We start from the raw sequence: 22,200 nt of genomic DNA on the forward strand, positions 1-22,200 counted from the left end.
CTTTCGTGTGCTAAGGTTCAACAGGTTAGAGCTAAACAAGATTACGATGAAGTGATAGTTTCTTTTGATAAATCCTCTTCTGAGTCAAAAGAGACAATATCTAATGATAATAATTAGACCAAAGTTATTAACATTTCCACATTTTTTATATGTGTTATATTGTTAATAACTTTTTATTTTTTTACCAATTAGTCTGTTAAACAGTGATTTTAGAAACATGCTCACATGCAAATAAATTAACAATGGAAAAACCAAAAAAATAGATTCATTACTTTTTTGAACTTTTATCTGAAAATTGCGATTTTAAACATTAAAATTAGAAAACACAGCTAAAAGGAGTTAACATGATTATAGGAATAAGTGGTATGATCGCTGCAGGTAAAAGTAGTCTTGTTGAAAAGCTACATGAAGTTTACCCAACAAGTGTTGTGATGCACGAATTTGATGAAGATGATGAAGTTTTCAACACCTTTTTGAAATGATTATATGAAAAGAAACCTAATTTAACTATTGGTTTTCAATCATATATTGTTGAAAACCATTCAGCAAAGTTTGCTGAAATGACAGAACAGTTCAGACTAGATAAAAAGGACATGGTAAAAGACCATCTATTTCTAGATCGTTTTTCTGTTGAGCACTATATTTTTGCTAAATTAATTCTTTCACAAAAAGAATCTAAGTATTTAGAAGCTTATGACGCTCTTTTTGAAAAGTTAATTTCAAGAGAAGAACTGCCAGATTTAAGTATTTATTTAGATATATCGTTCGATACTTTTAAGGAAAGAATCTTTAAACGTGGTAGAAAAAGTGAAATTGATAACTTTGAGCAAAATCTTGAATATTTCAAAAATTTACACACAAGCTATTTAAAAATATTTAAAGAAGTTGCAAACAAATACAACCTAGATTACGTAGTTGTAGATACAAACAACAAAACAGAGACACAAGTTTTAATGGAAGTGGGCAGAATTATTGAAGCCAAAACTGCAGAAAAACTAAATGCTTAGTTATTTCTTGGGAGTTTAAATGTTAAAATTTTAATAATAGGTAGATATGTTAAACTCTCGATTTTTACAAAAAACAAACTCAAAGAATGAGCAAATATTAATTCGTTATAAAACATATGGGAATCCTGAGGGGATCCCTGTTTTATATTTACATGGTGGACCAGGAGCAGGGTTCAATGACAACATCACTAAATTTTTTAATTTAGAAAAATATTTCTTAGTGTCATTTGATCAAAGAGGTTGTGGTTTCTCGACGCCTTCAGCAATTAATACAAGTGATATTACTGACAATTCTACATGAGATCTTGTTGAAGATATCAATGACTTATTAAACGTACTAAAAATTGATAAATTTGTACTTTTTGGGGGATCCTGAGGTTCGACGCTGGCGTTAGTTTACGCTATTCAAAATTCACATCGTATTTTGAAACTAGTACTTAGAGGTGTCTATTTATGCCGTTCAGAAGACATTGACTTTCTATACGAAGGTGGAACAAAAAATAATTTCCCTGAAGTATATGCTAAGTATAGCAGCTTTATCAAAGATAATTATCCTGATGTTCTTGACAAAAATAAAGACAAAGATCATCCATATTTACATACTTACTACCAAATCTTAGGATCGCAAGATCAAAGTTCAGTTGAGGAAGCTGCAAAGACTTTTGCATATCATGAAAGCTTTATTGCTTCTAACTCATATCAAGAGTCAAATCTAGAAGACGATATAAAATTTGCTGTTCTTGAAACACACTATTTTGTAAATAGATGTTTTTTGGAAACTGATAACTATATTCTCGAAAACGCCTATAAAATAGCCAACATCGACACTTACATCGTTCACGGTAGAAATGACTCCGTTTGCAAACCGAGTTCTGCTTTTGATTTAAGCTTAGCTATAGGATCTAAAGCAAGACTTTATATAACAAATGGATATCACTCAGGATACGACTTCTATAACAAAGAGAAAACACTTGAGATTTTTAATCAAATCTCAGAAGATCTTTTTGGTAAAATGCCTATAAAACAGTAAAAAAAGAGCAATCGCTCTTATTTTTTTACAATTTTTCTTCACTCAAAAGGAAATTCCTTGGGTGTAGATCTTAGCTTTTTGATATTAACCACAACGTGTTCTTTATTTGTGTTTGGAACTTCTAGTTTGTATGAATTTATCTCGGTCTTTAAAAGTTTTAAAACATCACTAGCTTTTTTAAGCTCGTCTTGGTATTTTTTAGATTTTATTAGTCTCATATCACCATTAACTTTAACTAAGTGGAACGAAGACATTAAAAGAGCTCTTATAGAAGCCACTGCTCTTGCTGTTACTAAGTCAAAAATGTTTTTCTCTTTAACTTCTTCTGATCTAATCGCTTTTACGTGAACGTTTTTTAAATTCAGCTCTTTTATGACTGTATTTAAGAAGTTTACGCGTTTCTGAATAGGTTCATAAATGTGAAATTCGTTATCTTTAGAACTGATTGCAAAAGGTATCGAAGGAAAACCAGCACCAGCACCAATATCAAGAATTTTGATTGAGTTTCTGTTTTGCACTATTGAATCCATGAAAAGCAGCGATTCTAAAATACCACTTTGCCAAAGTTCATCATCATAGAAACCTGTTAAATTGATGTTTTTATTTGCTTCGGTTATTAGTTCGTGATATTTTTCTAGCTTTTCAAAATCTCATTTTTTCTGTTCGCAAAGCTGTCTTGTTAATTCTTTACTTGTCATCTTTTATTTCACTTTTAAATTTGTTGTAAAGTTCAGATATGCTTTCGCCTTTGATTGTGCTGCTAATCACACCAGCAAGGAAGTCTCCTAAGCTTACGACTTGCAGTTTATCATATTTTGCTGCAAGCTCGCTGTTATCGATCGAGTCGGTAACAATTACCTTGTAAACATTTGGATTGTTTTGAAAAACGTCAAATCCTTTTGTGAAAAGTCCGTGTGTTGCAGCCACAATAATGTTTTTTGCACCTTCTTTTTTCAATGTATCAACTGCCTTCAGAATTGTTCCACCTGTGTCAATTATGTCATCCACAATAACGGCGTTTTGGTCTTTAACATCACCCAAAATTCCCATAACTTCTGTTTGATTGATACCAACTCTTCTTTTATCAATAACTGATATTTTAGCTGTATCTGCAAGTATATTAGCCAATTTTCTTGCTCTTACTGTTCCACCGTGATCAGGCGAAACAACTGTATAATCTTTTGCAATTTGATAAACTGCTTTTGCGATTGAGTATTGACCTCTTAAATCGTCTAGAGGAATATCAAAAAATCCTTGAATTGATGGATTATGTAAATCAACGCAAATCATTTTTGTAGCTCCTGCAGTTTGAATTAAGTTTGCAACTAATTTAGCCCCTATTGGTTGTCTACCACCTGCCTTACGATCTTGACGTGCATAACCATAATAACTTAAACAAACAGTAATTGAATTTGCACTAGCTCTTTTTAGAGAGTCGATAAATAAAAGTAGTTCCATTAAATTGTCATTTACAGGGCGTGAAGTGTTTGCGATAATAAAAACATCACGACCACGAACGGGCTGATCTGAAACGGGCATATATTCACCATCAGCATAGATTGTTCTGTTTACCTTGTGTAAATCAACGTTTAAAATTCCTGAAATTTTCTGTGCTAATTTCAAGGAGTTTGGCATTCCAAATAAAATAATATCTTTTTTGCTAATCATATCTTTCCTTCAACTTATAGATAATTTAAATTATAAAACTAAATAAGATAAAATCAATGCTGTAATATAAAAATATACGTATAAACCTGTAAAACAACTGTTTTGGACACTCAACATCTTAAAAATAGGTTAAAAAAATTCTTCACCTATTAATTCTAAATATGCTAAAATAAATTAGCACATAAGTTTTGTGGTATAATAATGCTACACGGCACCATAGCCAAATGGCCAAGGCAGAAGTCTGCAAAACTTTGACTACGGGTTCGAATCCCGTTGGTGCCTCCATTATATGCGCTCGTAGCTCAATTGGACAGAGTGTTAGGTTACGGCCCTAAAGGTTGCGGGTTCGACTCCTGCCGAGCGCGCCATATAAAAATCACATTGCTAAACAATGTGATTTTTTCTTTAAAAAAACTTGCCTGTAGCAAGTTTTATTTTGCAAGTGATAGTTTAACTCTTTCAATTTTGTTCTCGATTAAGTCTTTTTCAAGATCAGGGATCATTGAAAGCTCTTGTTCTAATTTTTGTGCCTGTAAAACAGATGGTTTTGTAACTGGTTCTTTTGGAGCGAATAGTTCGCAAGTTTCGTTTGCTTTCATGATTGAAATGTCATATGAACCAATTTTCTTCGCAATGTTAATTGTTTCAATTTTGTCAAAAGTTAAAAGAGGTCTTAGAATTTGCATATCAGTTGCTGAACTGATTGTTGAGATTGACTCAAGGGTTTGAGAAGCAACTTGTGCCAAGTTATCACCGTTAGACAATACCAATGTTTTGTGTTTTTTAGCTACTTCTTGGGCAATTCTGTAAAAACTTCTTCTCATTAAAGTGATTTTGTATGACTGCATTGATGTCATTGATAAATAATTCATTAAGTTTGAGTAGTCAGCAAATAAAATGTTTGTTGTGACTTGATATTTATTAATCACTCCTGCTAGTGCTTTGATTTTTTCAACTGTTCTTTCATCTGTTGATGGTGGCGTAATAAAGTTTAGTAAATCGACTTTCATTCCACGCTTCATCAATAGAAATGCAGCAACAGGACTATCAATTCCACCACTCATTAAGTGAAGTGTTCTTCCTGTAACACCCACTGGTAAACCACCTAATCCTTCTTCATAGTGAGAAAAGACATAAGTTGTTTCTTTTCTAACTTCAACATAGATAGTTTGATCGGGGTTGTTAACATCCACTTTAAGACTTGTGTTTCTTAAAATATGACCACCTAAAATGTTGTTCATTTCTCCACTTTGAATAGGAAATGACTTATTATTTCTTCTGGCAGCTATTTTAAATGTTTTAGAAGTACTTGAAACAGATTCTAAAGCAGCGTTTTTGATTGCTTCAACATCGTTTTCGACTTCTTTTACAGGTGAATATGATGAAATACCAAAAACATATTGTAGGTTTTTCATATTCTCTTCTGAGTATGGTAAATACATACGGTCAAATTCCACTCTTGGTTCAACACCAACAATATGCTTAATATTATTTGCAAGAACATTGACAAAAAGTTTTCTATTCTTTTTCTTGAGAACTAATTCTCCGTATCTAATTAATATTTTTGTATACATAGGACCTCTATATCAGTTTTAGTGCTTCTTTATAAGCTACTTGATATTTTTTATTATTGTATTTTATAAATGTTTTGATGTTTTTAGTGTAAAAAGTTTCAAAATCATCAGTTTTTGAGTAAATGTGTTTAATAATTTTTTCAAAACCTCTTTTGTGTCAAAGGTTATTTGCATAGACTTCAACAATCTCAACTATTCATTCGCGTAGCTCTTCATAAACTTTTTGGTAATACTTAGATTCCATTTTTCCACTGTGAAAGGCAAAATATGCTTCATTGAACTTTGTTGCTAGTTCATTGATTCTGAGATTTGCAATATTTTCTTCCGAGAAAACTTGACTTGTTGCAATTTCAAAAGGCAGATATTTACTTTCCTCTAAGAAATCCAGCAGCATTCTATAAACCAGTGAATCTTTTTCTTTTTGAGCGAATTCGGCCGATAACTGTTTATGCTCGTTTTTTATTTTTGTGAAAAGATCTTTATATGAAAGTTTTAATAACTCATCATTTTCTAGGTCATCTAAATCTTTGAGACTTTGGTATTGAACTGTAAGTCTTTGGAAACTTTGGGTTGCTATTTCAAAGAAGTTTTTTTGGGCCACTTTTTTAGCTTTTATTTTTAATTCTTCAAAGATTAATCCGTAAATATCGACTATCCTCTTTTCCAAAGAGTGTATGTTTAAGCTGTTTTCACTTTTCTGTAGCGATTCCAATGTGGTTTTTAAGTTTTTAAACACTTCACTTTCTTGACGATCTAAAATACTCGGTAAACTCACAAAAAGAGATCAGTGCACTTTTACAATTCTTTTTTCGAAAGAAAGAATTTTTTGTAGTTTCTGAGTTATTTCTGACAAATCAGCATTTGCGTCAAGGAAGTCGCCTTTTATTTTTTTGTTTTCAACTTCTGTAAGTTGCCTACTTAATGTATCCAAAGCTTCGAAACCATCTATGTAGAAGTTAATTACGTTATTTTTCTGTAATTTCAGATAGTGCTTTAAACTTTCTAGCACTTGGTGCATTTTTCCCCAAATGTCATCAATCATGTTTCACTTAACATCAAGGTTAAATGATTGTTTTAAAAATTCTTGAGTCTCAAATTCAATTGTTTTACCGTGTAAGTTTAATTTATGGTAGTTTTGCACAATTTTGACGTGATGCTTTCAAACTGAAAATGCTTGAATTTCATCGTTAATTTTTTCAGATTCAATAACTTTTTGAGCTATTGATCCGTTAATTTTCTTAAGTTGGTCGAATAAGCCCAAGTACTCAATTTTGTTTTTACTCAAAGTTTTAAAACGAATCAAAATCGTTTCAATTTTTTGATGCTGCTGAACAAAACCAATGTATTTTTGATCTGCTTTTTGCTTTAAAAACTTGAAAAACATTAAATTTATACTTATCAAAAACACGATAATTGCACTTATCGATAAGATCGTTAAAATGATGGGAATTAACATGTATTAATTATATTTAAAGTATTATAATAATTTAATGATAAACACAAATAATACCAATAAAAGTTTATATTCAAGAATCTGAGTAGGTGCAGTTATGGCAGTTGTTGCTATAGCTTACTTTTTGCTAGTTGGATTAGCAGGTAGATCAGACTCAGGTTTTGGTAAATTTGTAAGAATTTTCAGTTCACTCTGTGCTGGAATAGTGTTATTTGGAGCATCTTTTGAGCTCTTTAGAAGTTTTAAAGTCCACCAAAGCACATCAATTATTTTCTCGTTGATAGTAGTAAGCACATTATTTCTAAACGTTAATTGATATGGCAAGTTTTTTTGGCTTCATGGAACTTTAGAAAACTTAGATGGATCGTTTAAGGAATTAGTTAAAGGGCTTATTAAAGACTGAAGAGTTTACTTAATGGTTTTAGTAGTTAGTGTTTCTTATTGATTCTACAAAGTTTTTATGTTAGAAACTTTAAACATGAAAAACATAACAGTAAGTTCAGTAATTATTGGAGCAATCACGTTAATGTTGATTTTTGCGATAAAACTTATAATGCTTTCGCTTGTGGCAAAACCAACTTATGCAATTCTCTTTGTGCTTGTTTCAATAGCCTGTGATGTCGGAGGGTTCAGTGGTGGAAGACTTTTAGGGCACAAGTTTTTTGAAAGAAAGCTTGCACCTAACGTTTCTCCTAAAAAAACAATCGAAGGTTTCTTAGTAGCTCTGGGATCGGGGATGATTATTTCAATTATGGCTGTTGCTATTTTTGGTTTATTCTCGACTTCATACGCTTGATATACAGGATTAATTATTTCAACAGCTGTAGTATTTTTACCTCTTGCTGCAATCTTTGGAGACCTGCTTTATTCATACCTAAAAAGGCTAAATGGTATTAAGGACTACTCTAACATCTTCCAAGAACATGGTGGTATACTAGATCGCCTAGACTCTATTTCTACTGTTGCCTTTATAGGTTTCTTACTTCTAATAATGACAATTTTTTAAATCTGGAGGCTTTTATATGGCTAAGTTTTATAGAGACTCAATGATTAATGCTTTGATGAAGAATTTGAATCTAAATCAAAATCTCGAAAGTTTTCAGAGCGCATTCATTGATGAGCCTATTCTATTTGAAAAATCAACAGAAAGTCCAGGTTATTACAACCAGTTTGAGGTTGTAGTCGCAATTCCGCTCATTCCAACATGTGTGGATTTTTTTACTTTTTTAAGAGCCCTCAAAAATCTATCAAATCAAAATCTGCATGTAAGCGTAAAATTTAACATTTTAAGCTATGAAATAGGTGATAACAAAATTTTTTATTATGTAAAAGAGGTAGTGCAAACTTATGATATTTTTTCTGACATAAGATTGTTTTTTTCAGATTCTTCATTCTTTTTTGATATTAATAAAAGAGCATGAGTTTGAAGTCTCAACAGCCAAGAACTAAAGGAAAAGGTTGAGTCTAAAAGAAAACCGTTAATTGGCATAATTCACGGATTTGGTCTTACAAAATTTGATTTTGAAGTTGATTACAAAGAAATTAAAAAACTAGAATTAACAGAAGAACAACTAAAAGCAGAATTAGAATTTAAAGTGCAAATGAGACAGGCTCTTGAAAGAGAACAAAAAGAAGCTGATGATTCATTAGTTAGAAAAATCAGAAACAACAACTTTAGAAGAAATGCTTATCGTGATAAAACTTACCATAAATATCAAATTAAAGATCTTCACACAGCAGAAGTGGATGAACAAAAGTTAGACGTGAACTTTTTAGCAGAAGTGTATTCAGTCGAAGAAACTAAAGCAAATTCAAGAGAGCTTTATATCAGAACATATAAAGTAACCGATTACAACGAAGCAATCACAATCAGACACTACTCAAATGAACAGTTTTCTGAACCTGCTTCAAAACCTGGTAGTGCGATTGAAGTTTTTGGTGAATTAAAACAAGACAGTGTTTTTAGGAAAAAATTTGTCATTGCTCACGTAATTAAAGAAACTGCCCCTATTTACACTCCACCGAAGGATGAAGCAGTAAACAAACGTGTTGAACTTTCTGTAAGAAGTAAAATGAGTACAATGGATGGAATCATAAACCCTTCCGACATTATAAAAAGAGCAGCTCATTACGGTCATAAAGCAGTTGCGATCGTGGACTCGGATGGAGTTCAAGGACACCCAGAGTTTTATCAAAGTGCACTGAAGGAAGGTGTAAAGCCAATTTATGGAACTTCGATAAAAACTGTAAGTGCAGGAAATAACATATTCTGTTGAGGTAATCCACCCAAAGGGTTTGTTAGAGATTTCGATTATGTTTCTTTCGATATTGAAACTACAGGTCTGAGTTCAAAGGCTCACGAACTCATTGAGTTCGGATCTGTTTTGGTCTCGAAAAACAAAATTCTTGAGCGCCACCAATTTTTTGTCAAAGCGAAAGAACCAATAACATCTAAAACTACTGAACTAACAAAAATTACACAAGAACATGTTGATTCGGGTCTTGAATTAAAAGAAGCTCTTTTAAAAATTCATGCAATTTTAGATAACAAAATTGCCGTAGCTCACAATGCAAATTTCGACACCAACTTTTTATTCGAAAAGTTTCTTGAAAATGGAATACCTTTACCAAGCACAGTTTTCATTGACTCGCTAATTGTTTCAAGACTTGTGTTTAAGGATAAAAAGGCTCACAGGCTAGAATCGTTTTGTTCTTACTTGGGTGTTAATTACGATACATCTACAGCCCATAGAGCCGACGTGGATGCCGAAGTTCTTGCAAAAGCTTGAATTGCTGTAATACCTCTTCTTGAAGATTTAAATCTAGATGACTTTCAAGTCCTTTCTACCTATAACGATGAGCTGTTGATCAAAAAACAGTTCCCTTATGAGGTGTCTTTATTAGCGTTAAATCAAGATGCTATTAAAAGAATGTGGAAATTCGTTTCATACGAGTTAACTGAAAAATATTACGATAAACCAAAAGTAAATGTTGAAGAAATACCAAGGGGTGAAGGTTTACTTTTAGGGTCAGGAGGGCTAAAAAGTCGGGTGATTGAGCTCGCTTTTTATGGGTCTCAAGTTAGATTAGAAAAAGAAATGATCAAGTTTGACTACATCGAAATACCTGCACCACAGGTCTTTTCGCATCGTGTCCAATATGGCGAGTTTACACAAAAACAAGTTCATGATATATTACTAAACTTATACAGAACAGCTAAAAAACTAGGCATCATGGCTGTGGCAACGGGAGATGTTAGATACTTAGACAAAAAGGATAAAGTTGCTCACACTGTTTTAGTACACTCAAAAGGTATTGGTGGCGAAAATCACTTCCTGTTCAGTTACAAAAACAAGGAAGATATCAAACTTCCTGATCTTGATTTCTTAACAACACAAGAAATGCTTAATCAGTTTGAATTTATAGGTAATGATGACGAAATTGAAGAACTGGTTATTGATAACCCAAACAAGATTGCTGACATGGTGGAAGAAATTGAAGTTGTCAAAAAAGACTTGTACACACCTAAATTTGACAATTCTGCTGAAAATTTAAAAAACTTAGTTTACAAAACAGCACACGAAAAATATGGTGATGTATTGCCTCAAATTATTGCTGATAGAATCGAAAGTGAACTTACGCCTGTTATTAAATATGGATTTGATGTTGTTTACTGAATTTCTCATAAATTAGTAAAAATGTCTTTAGACAATGGATATTTAGTAGGTAGTCGTGGATCTGTTGGATCGTCATTCATTGCTACAATGGCAGGTATCACAGAGGTTAATCCTCTCGAACCACACTATGTTTGTCCAAATTGTAAACATTTTGAGCTTGCAAATAACCCCGAAATTACATCAGGGTATGATTTAGATGATAAAAATTGTCCTAAATGTAATACTACAATGGACAAAGACGGTCAATGAATTCCGTTTGAAACTTTCCTTGGTTTCAAGGCTGATAAAGTTCCTGATATTGATCTTAACTTCTCGGGAGAGTATCAGAGTACAATTCACAATCAAGTAAAGGTGCTTTTTGGAGAATACCACACTTTTAGGGCTGGAACGATTTCTACAATCAAAGAAAAAATGGCTTACGGTTATGTAAAAGCCTACTCCGAAGAAACAAAAAAACGTATGTCTGAAGGATTCATAGACTACATCTCGAATAAACTCACAGGTGTAAAAAGGACTACAGGACAGCACCCTGGAGGAATTATCATCATTCCTAAAGAGTTTGATGTTGAAGACTTTACACCAACCAATTTCCCTGCCGATGATACAACAAGTTCATGAAAAACGACACACTTTGATTTCCACACAATCCATGATAATGTTCTAAAATTAGACATTTTGGGTCATTTGGATCCAACGGCAATAAAGATGTTAGAAAGATTGACTGGATTAGATGTAAAGAAAGATGTTCCTAAAAAAGATCCAAAAGTTATGTCCATTTTCTCATCAACAGAGTCTTTAGGTATTAAACCTGAAGATATTGGTGGTGAGAAAACAGGAGCAATTGGAATTCCTGAATTCGGAACTGGATTTACAAGAAAAATGTTGGATGACGCTCAAGCAAAAAGTTTTGCCGATTTAGTTTCGATTTCGGGTCTTAGTCACGGTACAAATGTTTGATTAAATAATGCCGAAATGCTGATTAAACAAAAAGGATTAAAACTAAAAGAAGTAATTTGTTGTCGTGACGATATTATGCGTTATTTAATTCTAAAAGGTGTTGATCCTCTTTATTCTTTCAAAGTCATGGAACAGGTTCGTAAAGGTAAAGGTGTTGCACCTGATCAAGTTGAAGAGCTTAAAAAACATGATGTCCCAGACTGATATATTGAAAGTATGCAGAAAATTGCCTATATGTTCCCTAAATCCCATGCTGCTGCTTACGTTTTAATGGCTTGAAGAGTTGCTTATTTCAAAGTGTATTATCCACTTGAATACTACGCAACCTATTTCACTACAAGATGTGAAACCTTTGATATAAGCACAATGTCAAATGATGACGCCAAGGCGTCAAAAATCAATGCACGTATAAAAGAACTTGATTCGAAAGATTCAAAGGAACTTTCAAATAAAGAAAAGGACTTATATCCAACGCTTGAAGCTGCAAGAGAACTTTATGCAAGAGGGTTCAAAATTGCAAACATCAATCTTCAAAGATCGCTTGCAACTGAATGAGTAGTTGATAAAGAAACAAAATCAATCATTCCACCATTTAACACGATGGACGGACTAGGAGAGAGTGTTGCTCTTTCAATTGTACAAGCCCGTAACGAAAGAGATTTCATGACAATTGAAGATCTTAAAGCAAGAACGACAATTAACAACACCATCATGAACAACCTTAAAAACTTAGGCGTCCTTGAAGGACTTGATGAAAATGACCAAATGTCATTGTTTTAATTAAAAGAGACAGCAGAAGCTGTCTTTATTTTTGACTTTTTATACTATGAAGCAGTTATATACCTAAAATTTCTAAGAACTTCTTAAGTTCTTCTTTTGCTTCGTCTGTTGTACCTTCAAGTTCCCTAAACATTGCATATAGTTCTTGTTCTGTTGCATGAATTTCTTCACGAACATCTTTAAGTTGTTGCGCTATTTCTGATAGTGGAACTACAGGTTCTTCTTCGTATGTATCAACATAACGAGGAATGTTTAAGTTGTAATCGTTTTTAACAATTTCTTCTAGAGAAGCAACGTGTGAGTATTTTTCGATACTTTCACGGTTACGGTATGTGTCAATAATTTTAGAAATATTTTCTTCTGTTAATTTGTTTTGGTTCTTACCTTTTTCAAATTCTCTTGAAGCATCGATGAATAAAACGTCTGTTTTATCTTTACGGGCTTTACGACCTCTAAATACTAGAATACATGTAGGAATAGAAGTTCCATAGAACAAGTTAGCAGGTAATCCGATTACTGCATCAAGAACGTTTTCTTCAATAAGTTTTTGACGAATCTTACCTTCTGCAGCACCACGGAACAGAACACCGTGAGGAAGAACAATGGCCATTGTACCATCTTCTTCTAAGTGGAATAGACCATGTAAAATGAAGGCGTAATCAGCTTTAGATGCTGGTGCAATTCCATAAGATCTAAAACGAGCATCTTTTGTTCTGTCAACTGTTTTAGTGTCTCAGTTTTGAGAGTAAGGAGGGTTGGCAACAACGGCATCAACTTTTTTAGGCGCTTTTTGACCATCTCTTTCTTGAAATGGTCAGTCTTCGCTATCTAATGTGTTACCACGATTTAAAAACATGTTAACAAGGTCAACGTCGTGCATCATTAAGTTCATTCTTGCTAAGTTGTAAGTTGTAGTGTTTAATTCCTGACCATAAAACTCAACGTCACTAATTTTGTCTGAGAATTCTTTTTGAACTGTAAGTAGTAATGATCCTGAACCCATTGTTGGGTCGTAAACTCTAAGTTGGCCACGAATACTTTCTTTCGACTTTGTAATCGCGACGATTTTTGCCATGATTTTACTTACTTCATGTGGTGTATAGAACTCTCCACCTTTTTTACCTGCATTAGCAGCGAATTGACCAATTAAGTATTCATAAACATCACCTAAAATGTCATGTCCTGTTTCATCTTTAAAATCAAACTCATCAATCATTAAAATAATATCTTTTAACGCTGCTGCACGGTCATTTGTGTTTGAACCTAAACGTGTATCACCAAGGTTAACGTCAGAGAAAACATTTTCAAAACCTGCTTTATTTTCATCTGTACTTACATTTTCCTTGAAAGATTGGAACATGTCGTGAAAATCACTAGCTTTAATGCCACCACTTTTTACTTTTTCAACGATGTGTGCTCATAAGTATTCATACTTGATAAGGTATCCTGTTTTTTCTCTGATTACTCATTCACCATCTTCTGTTTGCATGTCGCTTAACTCTAAACCAAGATCTTTACGTTTCTTTTCTTGGTTTTCTGATAAGTAACGGTAGAACATGAATGGAAGAATATAGTTTTTATATTCACTAGCATCCATTGTTCCACGAAGCTTGTTAGCCATTGCTCACAGCTTCGAAGTTATTTCTGTTGCTCTGCTCATTTTTCTCTCCTTTTACATATACATTTTCATTAGTAAAGTGTCTTTCAACATACTTAACAATTTTATTTCTTTTTGTTTCAAAATGATTAGTTTTTCTAGATAATTCAGTAATTTTGCAATTCTTTCTTGTTCTTGCTCTGAACAAATTGGGATAAGCATTCTTTGGAAGTCGGAATCTGATATTTGTATAACCGAAGCACGAACACCGATATTTGAATATTTAAGCACGTGCTTGTGTCAATAATTATTGCTAAAAAAATGGTTTAAAAAAGTATAGTTTACATTTTTTGGATGTCAAACCGAATATAAAGGAGACACAAGCCCTGTGGTTTCTGTTTTATTCATCTTAAATGAACCTGCAGGAGCCTTACTAGAAATCGTAGGATTGTACACAAAATCATTAGGCTTTACTACATAATACGATCTCTTGTCTGAGTGTTTAAAAATATTATTGTTAAAGTACTGGTTTTGTATAACAATTCCATCTTTTGCAGAGTTAGTAAAAACTATATTGATTCTGCCATTATTATTTTTTTCGTTTGATCTCTTTAGTATATCTCCAATTTTGATAAGTTCTCAATATTCTTTTTTGGTACTGTTTGAAAACGTAAAATAAGGCAATTTCAACTCTTGTTTGCAATACATTTTGCGTTTAATGTTTTCAAAAAAATCATCAAGCAGAAATCTCAATTTTTTTCTCTTAACTATTTGTGTGTTTAAAGAATTAAAAATATTAGAAATTTGTTTTTGCTCTACTATATCACTTGTGATAAAAAAATGTGATTGAGAAATTAATTTTATATTGCTATAAACTAGACTGCTTCCGTGTTTTATGTTTGCAACCTTTTTCCATTCTGGAGATATCATTAGAAACAATATAAAACCTGGATTGTTCCCTATTGGATCAAAAACTCAAAAATTACCATAAGCAATTCCGTCAAAATTAGGAGAAATCACTTTTTGTAAATGTGGGTTTAATTTGCTGTAAACCAACTGACCTTTTTTGAATAAGACACCTTGCCTTTGATCTTTTTTTATTTCAAAATTAGACACAAGGTTGATTCCACCTTTTTCAATGTCTTCTGTGTCGATTTTTTGAAGTTCAAGATCAGAAGAAATTAGACTAACTCTTTTGGTAATATCTGATCAACGCTTGGATTTTCACTCCTCTTTGAAGCTCTGGAACCTTATTTGAGGCTGGTTACCTCTCTCTCTCTCTCTCTCTCTCATTCTAAATACCTTCCTGTTTTTTATGATTAATCATAAGTTAGTTTAATTATACTAGTAATATTAAACTAATTCGTTAGTTATTGACCTATAAATAAGGACGAAAATAAAAATCAGCCCTTAAGCTGATTTAACGTTTTAAATATTAAGCGAAAACTAAAATTAATAAGATGATTAAAGCGATAAATGCAACTGCTAAGAATCCACCAACAACATATCAGAATCATTTTGGATATTTTGAAACTGGTTGTCCGTCTGTGTAAACTTCTTTAATCACTTCTTTGATAACTTCAACTTCTTTAACAACAGGTACTTCTTTGATTACTTCTCTAACTACTTCTACTTCTTTGATAACTTCAACTTCTTTAATTTGTTCTTTAACTTCTACTGCTGCTGCGTTTTTAGCTGCTAAAGCTTTTTCTTCTTCCATTGCTTCTCTTTGAAGCTCTGTAATTCTTTTTAGAAGTTCGTTTTTATCTGTAGATGAGTCATTTAATTTTGCTCTTAGTTCAGCAATTTCTTTTGAGTAGTCTTTTGAAGAGTTTCCTAATAATAGCAATAATTCTTCAATTCTTTTTCTAAGTTCTTCGATTTCAATGTCTTTTTTACTTTTACGTGCTGGACGCTTGATATCTTCAGCTGGGAAGTATGTTTCAGGATCTGCTAATTGTTTGAAATCTCTGATGTTTTGTACACGACGTTTTTCGTCTCTTTCGTCACGTGTTCATGTTGAAGGGTTGATGTAGAATTCTTTACATGTGTCAGCGTATGATAGAGCACCATCGAAGTTTTCAACAACAACTTCATGTTCCATGTGTCCTGCTTCTTCACAACCTGAAACAATTTGTCCACCTCAAATTTTTTCATCATTTTGGAATCAGTAAACACAGTCTAGGTGTAAGCTTAAGTATCAGTCTGTTGCTTCTTGTCTTGTCTTGAAAAGAGCTAATGCTGAAGCTACTTTAGGGTGTTTAAGTGCTCATGGATAGTCTTTGTTTAGTTCTGGCTTATATAAACATTGTAAACGTTTCATAATCTTCTCCTTTGATTATAAGATCTTATAAATTAATTATATATTTTATTTTTTATTAAAAAGCCTATGAAATAGGGTGAAAAGTATTTTTGATAATCTTAATTATTGATTTAACTTAATTTACTTTTGTTTTTGTTTGTTATAATTTCGGAAAGGAAAATATGGAAAAAACAACATTAATATTATTTGGAATAATTATTTTAGGTTTAGTTTTATTTTTCAGCTATTTTATAGTGTCTGACAGAATCGCGAAAAGAAAACTAAAAAGAGAGAAAAAAGAATTCGAAGAAAAAGCTAAAGAAGCGATTAAGACTTATGTTCTAAAATTTCAAGAAATCTACAACGAGAACGAAAAAGATCTAAAAAACTTTAGAGTTTCAGTTGGTGAAAAAACAATGTCAGAAATTAATTTAGGAACAAGAGATAAAATTGACGCAATGTTCGAAGAAAAGGATTTCAAAGCTTATATTTTAAATAACGAAGATCACCAAGAATGGGTTTTAGCTCTTGGTGAATTAAGAAATACAAAAAGTAACAATTGAGACAAGAAATCTCAAGATCAACTGCAAGTCATTAGAAATAAAGCTAAATGATTACAGTCATAACTGAGGAGAAATATGAAATTTTTAAACTTTTTTAAAGGTACCACACTTCCTAATAAGCTAACTATAATCAGAATTTTACTTGTATTCCCATTCATTTTTTTTCTATGATTGTCAAATTTTTTTAGAGGATGAGGTCTTCCTTTCCAAATAGTTTTTGGAGTTATTGCGCTTTTTATATTTATTGCAGCAATGATTACAGACTATTTTGATGGCAAAATTGCAAGAGAAAAAAAACTAGCATCCAACTTTGGAAAGTTATGAGATCCCATTGCTGACAAACTGATTACTACAGTTGCTTTATCGTTCCTTTTAATGGTGCAAATTATACCTTTATGATTGTTTTTAGTTTTTATTTTAAGGGATATAGTAGTTGCAGGAGCTAGAACAGTAATGGTTCAGCATAATATTTCTGTTGCAGCTGATAAAATGGGAAAAATAAAGACAGTGTTAATGACAATAGGAATTATTATTTGTTTGATTTATGAAGTTACGGGAATTAATTGATTAATCAGCTATACTTGATTCATTGAGTCAATGATTTCGTACATTATTTCAATCCCACTAATGGTTGCCTGCGTTTTTAATTTGATATCGGGTTACAACTACGTCAGAAAAGTATCAGTTCACCTTCTATAATAAAAACACCATTCTTGGTGTTTTTTATATGTTTTGAATGATTGCGAAAATCATTAGACCTATCAGCGTTGCAAAAAATAATACAGACGATAACACGGAAGCAATAACAAAAAAGGTTTGTTTTCTGTGTTTTTTGATTTCTTCTGGCGTTAGCTGAGCGATTTCAAGCGCTTCTTGTACTTTTAGTTCTTTTTCAAGCTCAGATAGTTCAGAAATTAAATCTGTATCAACAGGATTTTTAGGTGTAAACTGTTGTGTTAAATCATATTTTGCCATGTTTTGATTATACCAAAAAAGGTATAAAAAAATGGTGGAGATGACGGGAATTGAACCCGTGTCCACACATAAACTTCACAGCAGCGTCTACAGTTTAGATTGTCGATTAGTACAGTTATTTAAGGACAACAAACAACACCTTAAATAAGCGTCCAAAAGAAATTTAAGAAGCTCTTATTTGGAATCAAACTTCCGATCCTATAAACCCACAAGCCTTTACCTAGGAACAAAAGGTTGCGACTTACTTTTAATTAAGCAAAAGCAAGATTTGAGTTGTTCATTGCGAACATTGGTGAGAAAGTAGCTTTCTCTGATTTTTCATTTCCGTTTAAAGAAACCTAGAAGCATTATAGTCTGCCAGACTACTGCAACCACTGTTGATTTATGCATGTCGAAGCCATTACACCCCCATATGCAATTTAATTGTACTTAATTGCTAATAGTTTTGCATGATTTTTCTGATTTTCTTATCTTCTTCTCTTTTGATAATTGCTTGCCGTTTATCGTGTTTTTTTAGCCCACGAGCAAGTGCGATTTCAAGCTTGATTTTTGATTGTTTATTGAAATACATTTTTAAAGGAATGATCGTAAGTTGTTTTGCTTCAGAGTCAAATTTAAGTTGCTGAATTTCTCTTTTGTGAAGAAGTAATTTACGATCTCTATACTCATCGGCTTTTACAAGCATATATTGACCAAAATAAGCATCTTTTAAAAACATTTCTCCCTTGTATATAGAGCAATATGAATTATTTAGCGATATTTTGTTTGCTCTTGCACTTTTCACTTCTCATCCTTGAAGCTCCATGCCACACTCGACCTTTTCAATGATTTCATAATTTCTAGCGTCACGCTTGTTGTCACAGATTATTTTCATAAATTTATTATATAAGAAAAGTATGAAAAAACGCAGACAAGGCTGCGTTATAGTCAAAAAAACAATTAGTTTGATTTTTTCTCAAGTCTTCTGTTGAATCTGTCGATTCTACCTGTAGCTTTAACAGCTGCACGACTTCCTGTGTAAACAGGGTGGCAACCTGAACATACGTCGACTGAGAATTTAGCTTTTGTTGAACCGAATTTGAAAGATGTTTGACATGTAGAACAAGTAACTTCAACAACGTTGTATTGTGGGTGAATATCTTTTTTCATAATTTGAAATTCTCCTTATAACTACTTAGCGTAGAACTCAACGATAAGAGCGTCTTTGATTTCTGTGTGAACTTCTGAACGTTCTGGAAGACGGTCGTATTTAACTGTAAAGTTTTTTCTTGTTAATCATGCTGATGCTGCTTTAGCTTCAAGAGCTTCAGTAATTTGTACATTCTTTTGTGATTTTTCTTTTAATTCGATTGTTTGTCCTAATTTAATGTGCATTGAAGGGATATCAGCTTTTCTTCCGTCCACTGTAAAGTGTCCGTGGTTTACAAGTTGACGTGCTTGTCTTCTTGTTGTAGCGAATCCAGCTCTATAAACTAGGTTATCTAGACGGCTTTCTAGAAGTTGTAATAAGTTTGTACCAGCTACACCTTTTAGTTTTGTAGCTTTAACATATGTTTTTCTTAATTGTTTTTCGTTTAGACCGAATACGTGTTTAACTTTTTGTTTTTCATATAAGTGTAAACCGTAATCTGAAAGTTTAACTCTTTTGTTTCCGTGTTGACCTGGTGCGTAAGTTCTCTTTCTTCCTTTAGCAAATTCTTTACCTGTTTCAAGGATTGAGTAACCTAAACGACGAGATTTTTTAAACACAGGACCTGTATATCTTGACATTTAATTCCTCTTTCTGCATAAAAGAGATACATTTCCTCAGAAGTGATTTCTTATTAATGATTTCAACATAGTAGCTTGTCTACTTTCAAAACTAATTGATAAGAACTCTAACTTGTGAATAATGTATTGCTACGTTATGCTTATATATTTTATTAAAAAAATCACTTTTTTAAAGCTTAAATATAAATATTTAAAGCCGTTAAAAGTGATTATTTTTCATCAAGTAAATCTTTGAATGTTTCGTTTGATAACCTTAGATAAACATCAATATTAAACTTTTGTCTTGATTGGTCTGATAAAACCTCAAGCTGTCTTTTTGAAGGTATCATGTGTATCAATTTAGCTTGTACTTCTACTCTATTGTACTTTTCAGCCTTTGGATCAGTGTTTTTGTCTTTATGAATTTCAACTGAATGAATAAGTACTATTGGAAGATTATAAAGATCTTCTCTACTAATTTCTATTGACTGTTTTAGTAGAACATTGCCTGAGTTTCATTCTGGGTTTTGATTTGCTAGTCAAGAGCTTAAATATGTTCCTTTTTCTGTTTCTTCGTTATTTACGTTTGGAATGGTTTCAAATTTATCGCCCTGGGGGTAGAATACTTCACCAAGAACTTCTCAAACTTTTTCTTTTTCTTTGTATTCTTCACCAGGACCATTTTCAGTTAGTTTTGATTTGATTACATCTTGAACTGAACCTCAGACAATGTAGTCAGATGATTTAGCACTAATGTCGTTGTTAATTAAAAAAGCATCGATGGTAGTCATAGCAAAACCTGCCTGAGTCTGTTCTGCGTATTTAATATAGAAACTTAGATAATTTAATAATTGTTCATATACATCCACTTCACCTTCTTGATCTGTGTTAAAGATGTTTTCGTCATTTAGCTTACTTTTTAAGTAATCTGTGATTGTTTGACCATTTAGAAATTTGAAAGATGGGTCAGCTTTAAGAAGTTCGTTAATTTTCTCTGCATGAGTTTTGAAGTAGTCGTCCTCGATAAGATACATAAGTTCAATAGTGTTTAAAATCTGGGCTCTTTTTTTCGATTTTGGGAATAATTTATCAAATTTGATTTTTGGTTCTAGTTCATCTAGAGATTTTTCTGTGTTAGTTGCAATTTGGCGTCTTTCGTCGTCAGTTTTAGAATCATCGTAAATGCCTGCTTCGATTGCTCTTGCTCTAAAAGTGGTTTGCAGATATTGATCTAATGCTTGTTGATTAAATTTTGAAAATTCTTCTGGCTTTATTTCAGGATTTTTGCTAATATCGTCTAAAGCATTTGAAATTTGCTTCAACATTGAAGATAATGTTTCTGAAATTAAATTTACCGTTTCTGATTTAGATTTTGCAACATAAAGACCTTGTCTGACTTCTTCATTTTCAACTGTCTGAATGTTTTCAAGATTCTCTTGTGTAATGTTATTTTCAGTTTTAAATTTTTCAAACTCAGCATCAAATGTTTCCTTTAACGGCTTAGTTCTTTCTATATCTTCTTCTATGCCTGTTTTAAGGGAGTTTAAGTAGTCTTGAATTTCTTGAATATTCACTAATGAGTTTGCTTGCTCCATCATTTTTTGATATTCAGGAGACGCCTTTTGCTCGTCGCTAATTTGAAATTCTTGAAGTACTCTTTCAATTTCATAAGGCTCTCGATAGTTGAAAACTGATAGTGAAAGTTTATTCTTGGACTCTCTTGTACCTGAAGGGGCTTCGTTTTTAACCGTTTGACAACTTGCAGAAAGACCTCCAAGTGAAATGATTGATGCGCTTGCAAGTGTTAATAATGCTTTTAATTTTGATTTTTTCATAATTTAATATCCTAGATCATTGTTTTTATAAACAAGTGGTGAAATTACTCTGTATGAGTAATAAATAACAAAAAGATTAAATCACATCTTAAGTGGTGATGTAATAACGTGACTAAAGATTCAAGTTAGCAATAATGAAGATTTTCCACTTGCTAAGCTTTGGTTGTCAGCGATCGAAAGAATTGGAACGTTGATTATTTCAAGCATTGCACTTAAGATGATAATCGGACAAATGATTAAAAACTTAGTTGGACTCATTTTGAATCTGGAAATTGTTAAAAAGACAATCATCATCACAATCCCTGCAGATGACAAGGTTAGCAATAACCATCTACTCTTGAAAGGTACGTTATCAAAAGCTTCTTGGCTAGCCTTAAACCCTATGATGTAAACAAGCAATAGAGTTACGGTTGATAAAATTACAACACTGAAAAAGTAGTTAACGTTAAGACTTAAAAGGGTTGTTCCTGAGTTTTCAATCTTTAAAATCTTGTTACGATAGTAAATAATTTTGTGCTTGTATTTTCATGCTAAGGCTTCTTTGTTGTTTAAAATTGCTGCTTCATAGCTTTTTTTGAGTTTTAATATCTTAACTTTGTACTTGTTGATTGTATAAGGACCACCGAAGTAGAATTTAATAAAAGTTAAGAATAATCAACCGACAATTCCTGATACTAACCCAGTAATACCTGTTGCCAAAGTGTAATATGGCGAATAAGCAGAAGGGGGTATAAACAGCATTGACAATATGTCTGAGACAGCACCAACAAAGAAACCAATCACAGGTCCAAATATTAATCCCGTGATTTTAACAGGAAGCGAAATAAAGCTATATTTGATTGTAGGGATGCTTGCTGCAGGAACAATTTGCGTACCGACAATTGTAAAAACAACACATGTTGCAATCATAATACCAACAAAAACCATTTTTCTTATTGTTCATTTTGGAAAAATAGTTCATGTTATCGCTCATGGAAGTTTTGGGAGATATCTTTTTTTCATTTGTTATAAAGTATATATTTTTATGTTGTAA

19 protein-coding genes, 2 tRNA genes and 1 other RNA gene are annotated in these 22,200 nt (G+C 32.4%); 8 read left to right on the plus strand and 14 right to left on the minus strand.

Annotation, left to right across the window (positions count from 1 at the left end; genetic code table 4):
- Nucleotides 1-344: 344 nt before the first annotated feature.
- Both K4L35_RS02380 and pip read left to right on the plus strand, forming a co-directional pair.
- On the plus strand, nucleotides 345-1,007 hold the full coding sequence (locus K4L35_RS02380) for a deoxynucleoside kinase (protein ID WP_221617345.1): 663 nt from the start codon (nucleotides 345-347) through the stop codon (nucleotides 1,005-1,007).
- Between the two features lie 46 nt (nucleotides 1,008-1,053).
- Nucleotides 1,054-2,037 (plus strand): prolyl aminopeptidase, encoded by a 984-nt coding sequence (gene pip, locus K4L35_RS02385; protein WP_221617346.1) that lies wholly within the window; start codon nucleotides 1,054-1,056, stop codon nucleotides 2,035-2,037.
- 17 nt (nucleotides 2,038-2,054) lie between these two features.
- Here the strand turns inward: pip and rsmG are convergent, their stop codons facing one another.
- A complete protein-coding gene (gene rsmG, locus K4L35_RS02390; RefSeq protein ID WP_221617347.1) occupies nucleotides 2,055-2,735 on the minus strand; it encodes a 16S rRNA (guanine(527)-N(7))-methyltransferase RsmG in 681 nt (226 codons plus the stop codon).
- Nucleotides 2,725-3,705: a ribose-phosphate pyrophosphokinase gene (locus K4L35_RS02395; RefSeq protein WP_370629443.1), complete on the minus strand. Its 981-nt coding sequence runs from the start codon at nucleotides 3,703-3,705 to the stop codon at nucleotides 2,725-2,727. Before K4L35_RS02395 ends, rsmG begins: the two co-directional genes overlap by 11 nt.
- Nucleotides 3,706-3,915: 210 nt before the next feature.
- Here K4L35_RS02395 and K4L35_RS02400 point away from each other — a divergent pair.
- Together K4L35_RS02400 and K4L35_RS02405 are read left to right on the plus strand one after the other, a co-directional pair.
- A tRNA-Cys gene (locus K4L35_RS02400) sits at nucleotides 3,916-3,990 on the plus strand.
- A 6-nt stretch (nucleotides 3,991-3,996) separates the two neighbouring features.
- Nucleotides 3,997-4,073, plus strand: a tRNA-Arg gene (locus K4L35_RS02405).
- A gap of 63 nt (nucleotides 4,074-4,136) precedes the next feature.
- Here K4L35_RS02405 and thiI read toward each other — a convergent pair.
- Complete coding sequence (gene thiI / locus K4L35_RS02410) at nucleotides 4,137-5,279, minus strand: tRNA uracil 4-sulfurtransferase ThiI (RefSeq protein ID WP_221617348.1); 1,143 nt, start codon at nucleotides 5,277-5,279, stop codon at nucleotides 4,137-4,139.
- Nucleotides 5,280-5,286: 7 nt separating this feature from the next.
- Nucleotides 5,287-6,735, minus strand: a complete 1,449-nt coding sequence (locus K4L35_RS02415) for a hypothetical protein (protein WP_221617349.1) — start codon at nucleotides 6,733-6,735, stop codon at nucleotides 5,287-5,289.
- 34 nt (nucleotides 6,736-6,769) lie between these two features.
- Between K4L35_RS02415 and K4L35_RS02420 the strand changes: the two genes are divergently transcribed.
- Together K4L35_RS02420 and K4L35_RS02425 are read left to right on the plus strand one after the other, a co-directional pair.
- A complete protein-coding gene (locus tag K4L35_RS02420) occupies nucleotides 6,770-7,738 on the plus strand; it encodes a phosphatidate cytidylyltransferase (protein WP_221617350.1) in 969 nt (322 codons plus the stop codon).
- 16 nt (nucleotides 7,739-7,754) lie between these two features.
- Nucleotides 7,755-12,146, plus strand: coding sequence for a PolC-type DNA polymerase III (locus tag K4L35_RS02425; protein WP_221617351.1), 4,392 nt, complete (start codon nucleotides 7,755-7,757; stop codon nucleotides 12,144-12,146).
- 55 nt (nucleotides 12,147-12,201) lie between these two features.
- Here K4L35_RS02425 and K4L35_RS02430 read toward each other — a convergent pair whose 3' ends face one another.
- The 3 genes from K4L35_RS02430 to K4L35_RS02440 all read right to left on the minus strand — a co-directional run bounded on the left by K4L35_RS02430 (nucleotide 12,202) and on the right by K4L35_RS02440 (nucleotide 16,066).
- Nucleotides 12,202-13,806, minus strand: a complete 1,605-nt coding sequence (locus K4L35_RS02430; RefSeq protein WP_221617352.1) for a type I restriction-modification system subunit M — start codon at nucleotides 13,804-13,806, stop codon at nucleotides 12,202-12,204.
- Nucleotides 13,807-13,818: 12 nt separating this feature from the next.
- Nucleotides 13,819-15,036, minus strand: a complete 1,218-nt coding sequence (locus K4L35_RS02435) for a restriction endonuclease subunit S (RefSeq protein ID WP_221617353.1) — start codon at nucleotides 15,034-15,036, stop codon at nucleotides 13,819-13,821.
- A 142-nt stretch (nucleotides 15,037-15,178) separates the two neighbouring features.
- A complete protein-coding gene (locus K4L35_RS02440) occupies nucleotides 15,179-16,066 on the minus strand; it encodes an MAG3090 family protein (protein WP_221617354.1) in 888 nt (295 codons plus the stop codon).
- A gap of 161 nt (nucleotides 16,067-16,227) precedes the next feature.
- On the opposite strand from K4L35_RS02440, the gene K4L35_RS02445 reads away from it, so the two are divergent.
- Nucleotides 16,228-16,671: an MHJ_0274 family protein gene (locus K4L35_RS02445; RefSeq protein ID WP_221617355.1), complete on the plus strand. Its 444-nt coding sequence runs from the start codon at nucleotides 16,228-16,230 to the stop codon at nucleotides 16,669-16,671.
- A 12-nt stretch (nucleotides 16,672-16,683) separates the two neighbouring features.
- Entirely contained in the window at nucleotides 16,684-17,307 is a 624-nt protein-coding gene (gene pgsA, locus K4L35_RS02450; protein WP_221617356.1) for a CDP-diacylglycerol--glycerol-3-phosphate 3-phosphatidyltransferase, read from the plus strand.
- Nucleotides 17,308-17,331: 24 nt separating this feature from the next.
- Here the strand turns inward: pgsA and K4L35_RS02455 are convergent, their stop codons facing one another.
- From K4L35_RS02455 to K4L35_RS02485, 7 genes are all read right to left on the minus strand, one after another.
- Complete coding sequence (locus K4L35_RS02455) at nucleotides 17,332-17,583, minus strand: hypothetical protein (protein ID WP_221617357.1); 252 nt, start codon at nucleotides 17,581-17,583, stop codon at nucleotides 17,332-17,334.
- A 32-nt stretch (nucleotides 17,584-17,615) separates the two neighbouring features.
- Nucleotides 17,616-17,993: a transfer-messenger RNA gene (ssrA, locus tag K4L35_RS02460) on the minus strand.
- A gap of 26 nt (nucleotides 17,994-18,019) precedes the next feature.
- The gene (smpB, locus tag K4L35_RS02465; protein WP_221617358.1) at nucleotides 18,020-18,457 is read right to left on the minus strand and encodes an SsrA-binding protein; all 438 of its coding nucleotides are present in this window, start codon (nucleotides 18,455-18,457) and stop codon (nucleotides 18,020-18,022) included.
- Nucleotides 18,458-18,522: 65 nt separating this feature from the next.
- Entirely contained in the window at nucleotides 18,523-18,732 is a 210-nt protein-coding gene (gene rpmE / locus K4L35_RS02470; protein ID WP_221617359.1) for a 50S ribosomal protein L31, read from the minus strand.
- Between the two features lie 21 nt (nucleotides 18,733-18,753).
- Nucleotides 18,754-19,353, minus strand: a complete 600-nt coding sequence (gene rpsD / locus K4L35_RS02475) for a 30S ribosomal protein S4 (protein ID WP_221617360.1) — start codon at nucleotides 19,351-19,353, stop codon at nucleotides 18,754-18,756.
- 209 nt (nucleotides 19,354-19,562) lie between these two features.
- Nucleotides 19,563-21,167 carry a hypothetical protein gene (locus tag K4L35_RS02480; protein ID WP_221617361.1) on the minus strand — a complete coding sequence of 535 codons (1,605 nt, stop codon included), beginning with the start codon at nucleotides 21,165-21,167 and terminating at the stop codon, nucleotides 19,563-19,565.
- Between the two features lie 3 nt (nucleotides 21,168-21,170).
- Nucleotides 21,171-22,169, minus strand: a complete 999-nt coding sequence (locus K4L35_RS02485) for an ECF transporter S component (protein ID WP_221617362.1) — start codon at nucleotides 22,167-22,169, stop codon at nucleotides 21,171-21,173.
- Between the last annotated feature and the right edge of the window lie 31 nt (nucleotides 22,170-22,200).

It is taken from the genome of Mycoplasma sp. Ms02 (genome assembly GCF_019720735.1).
GTDB lineage: Bacteria > Bacillota_I > Bacilli_A > Mycoplasmatales > Metamycoplasmataceae > Mycoplasmopsis.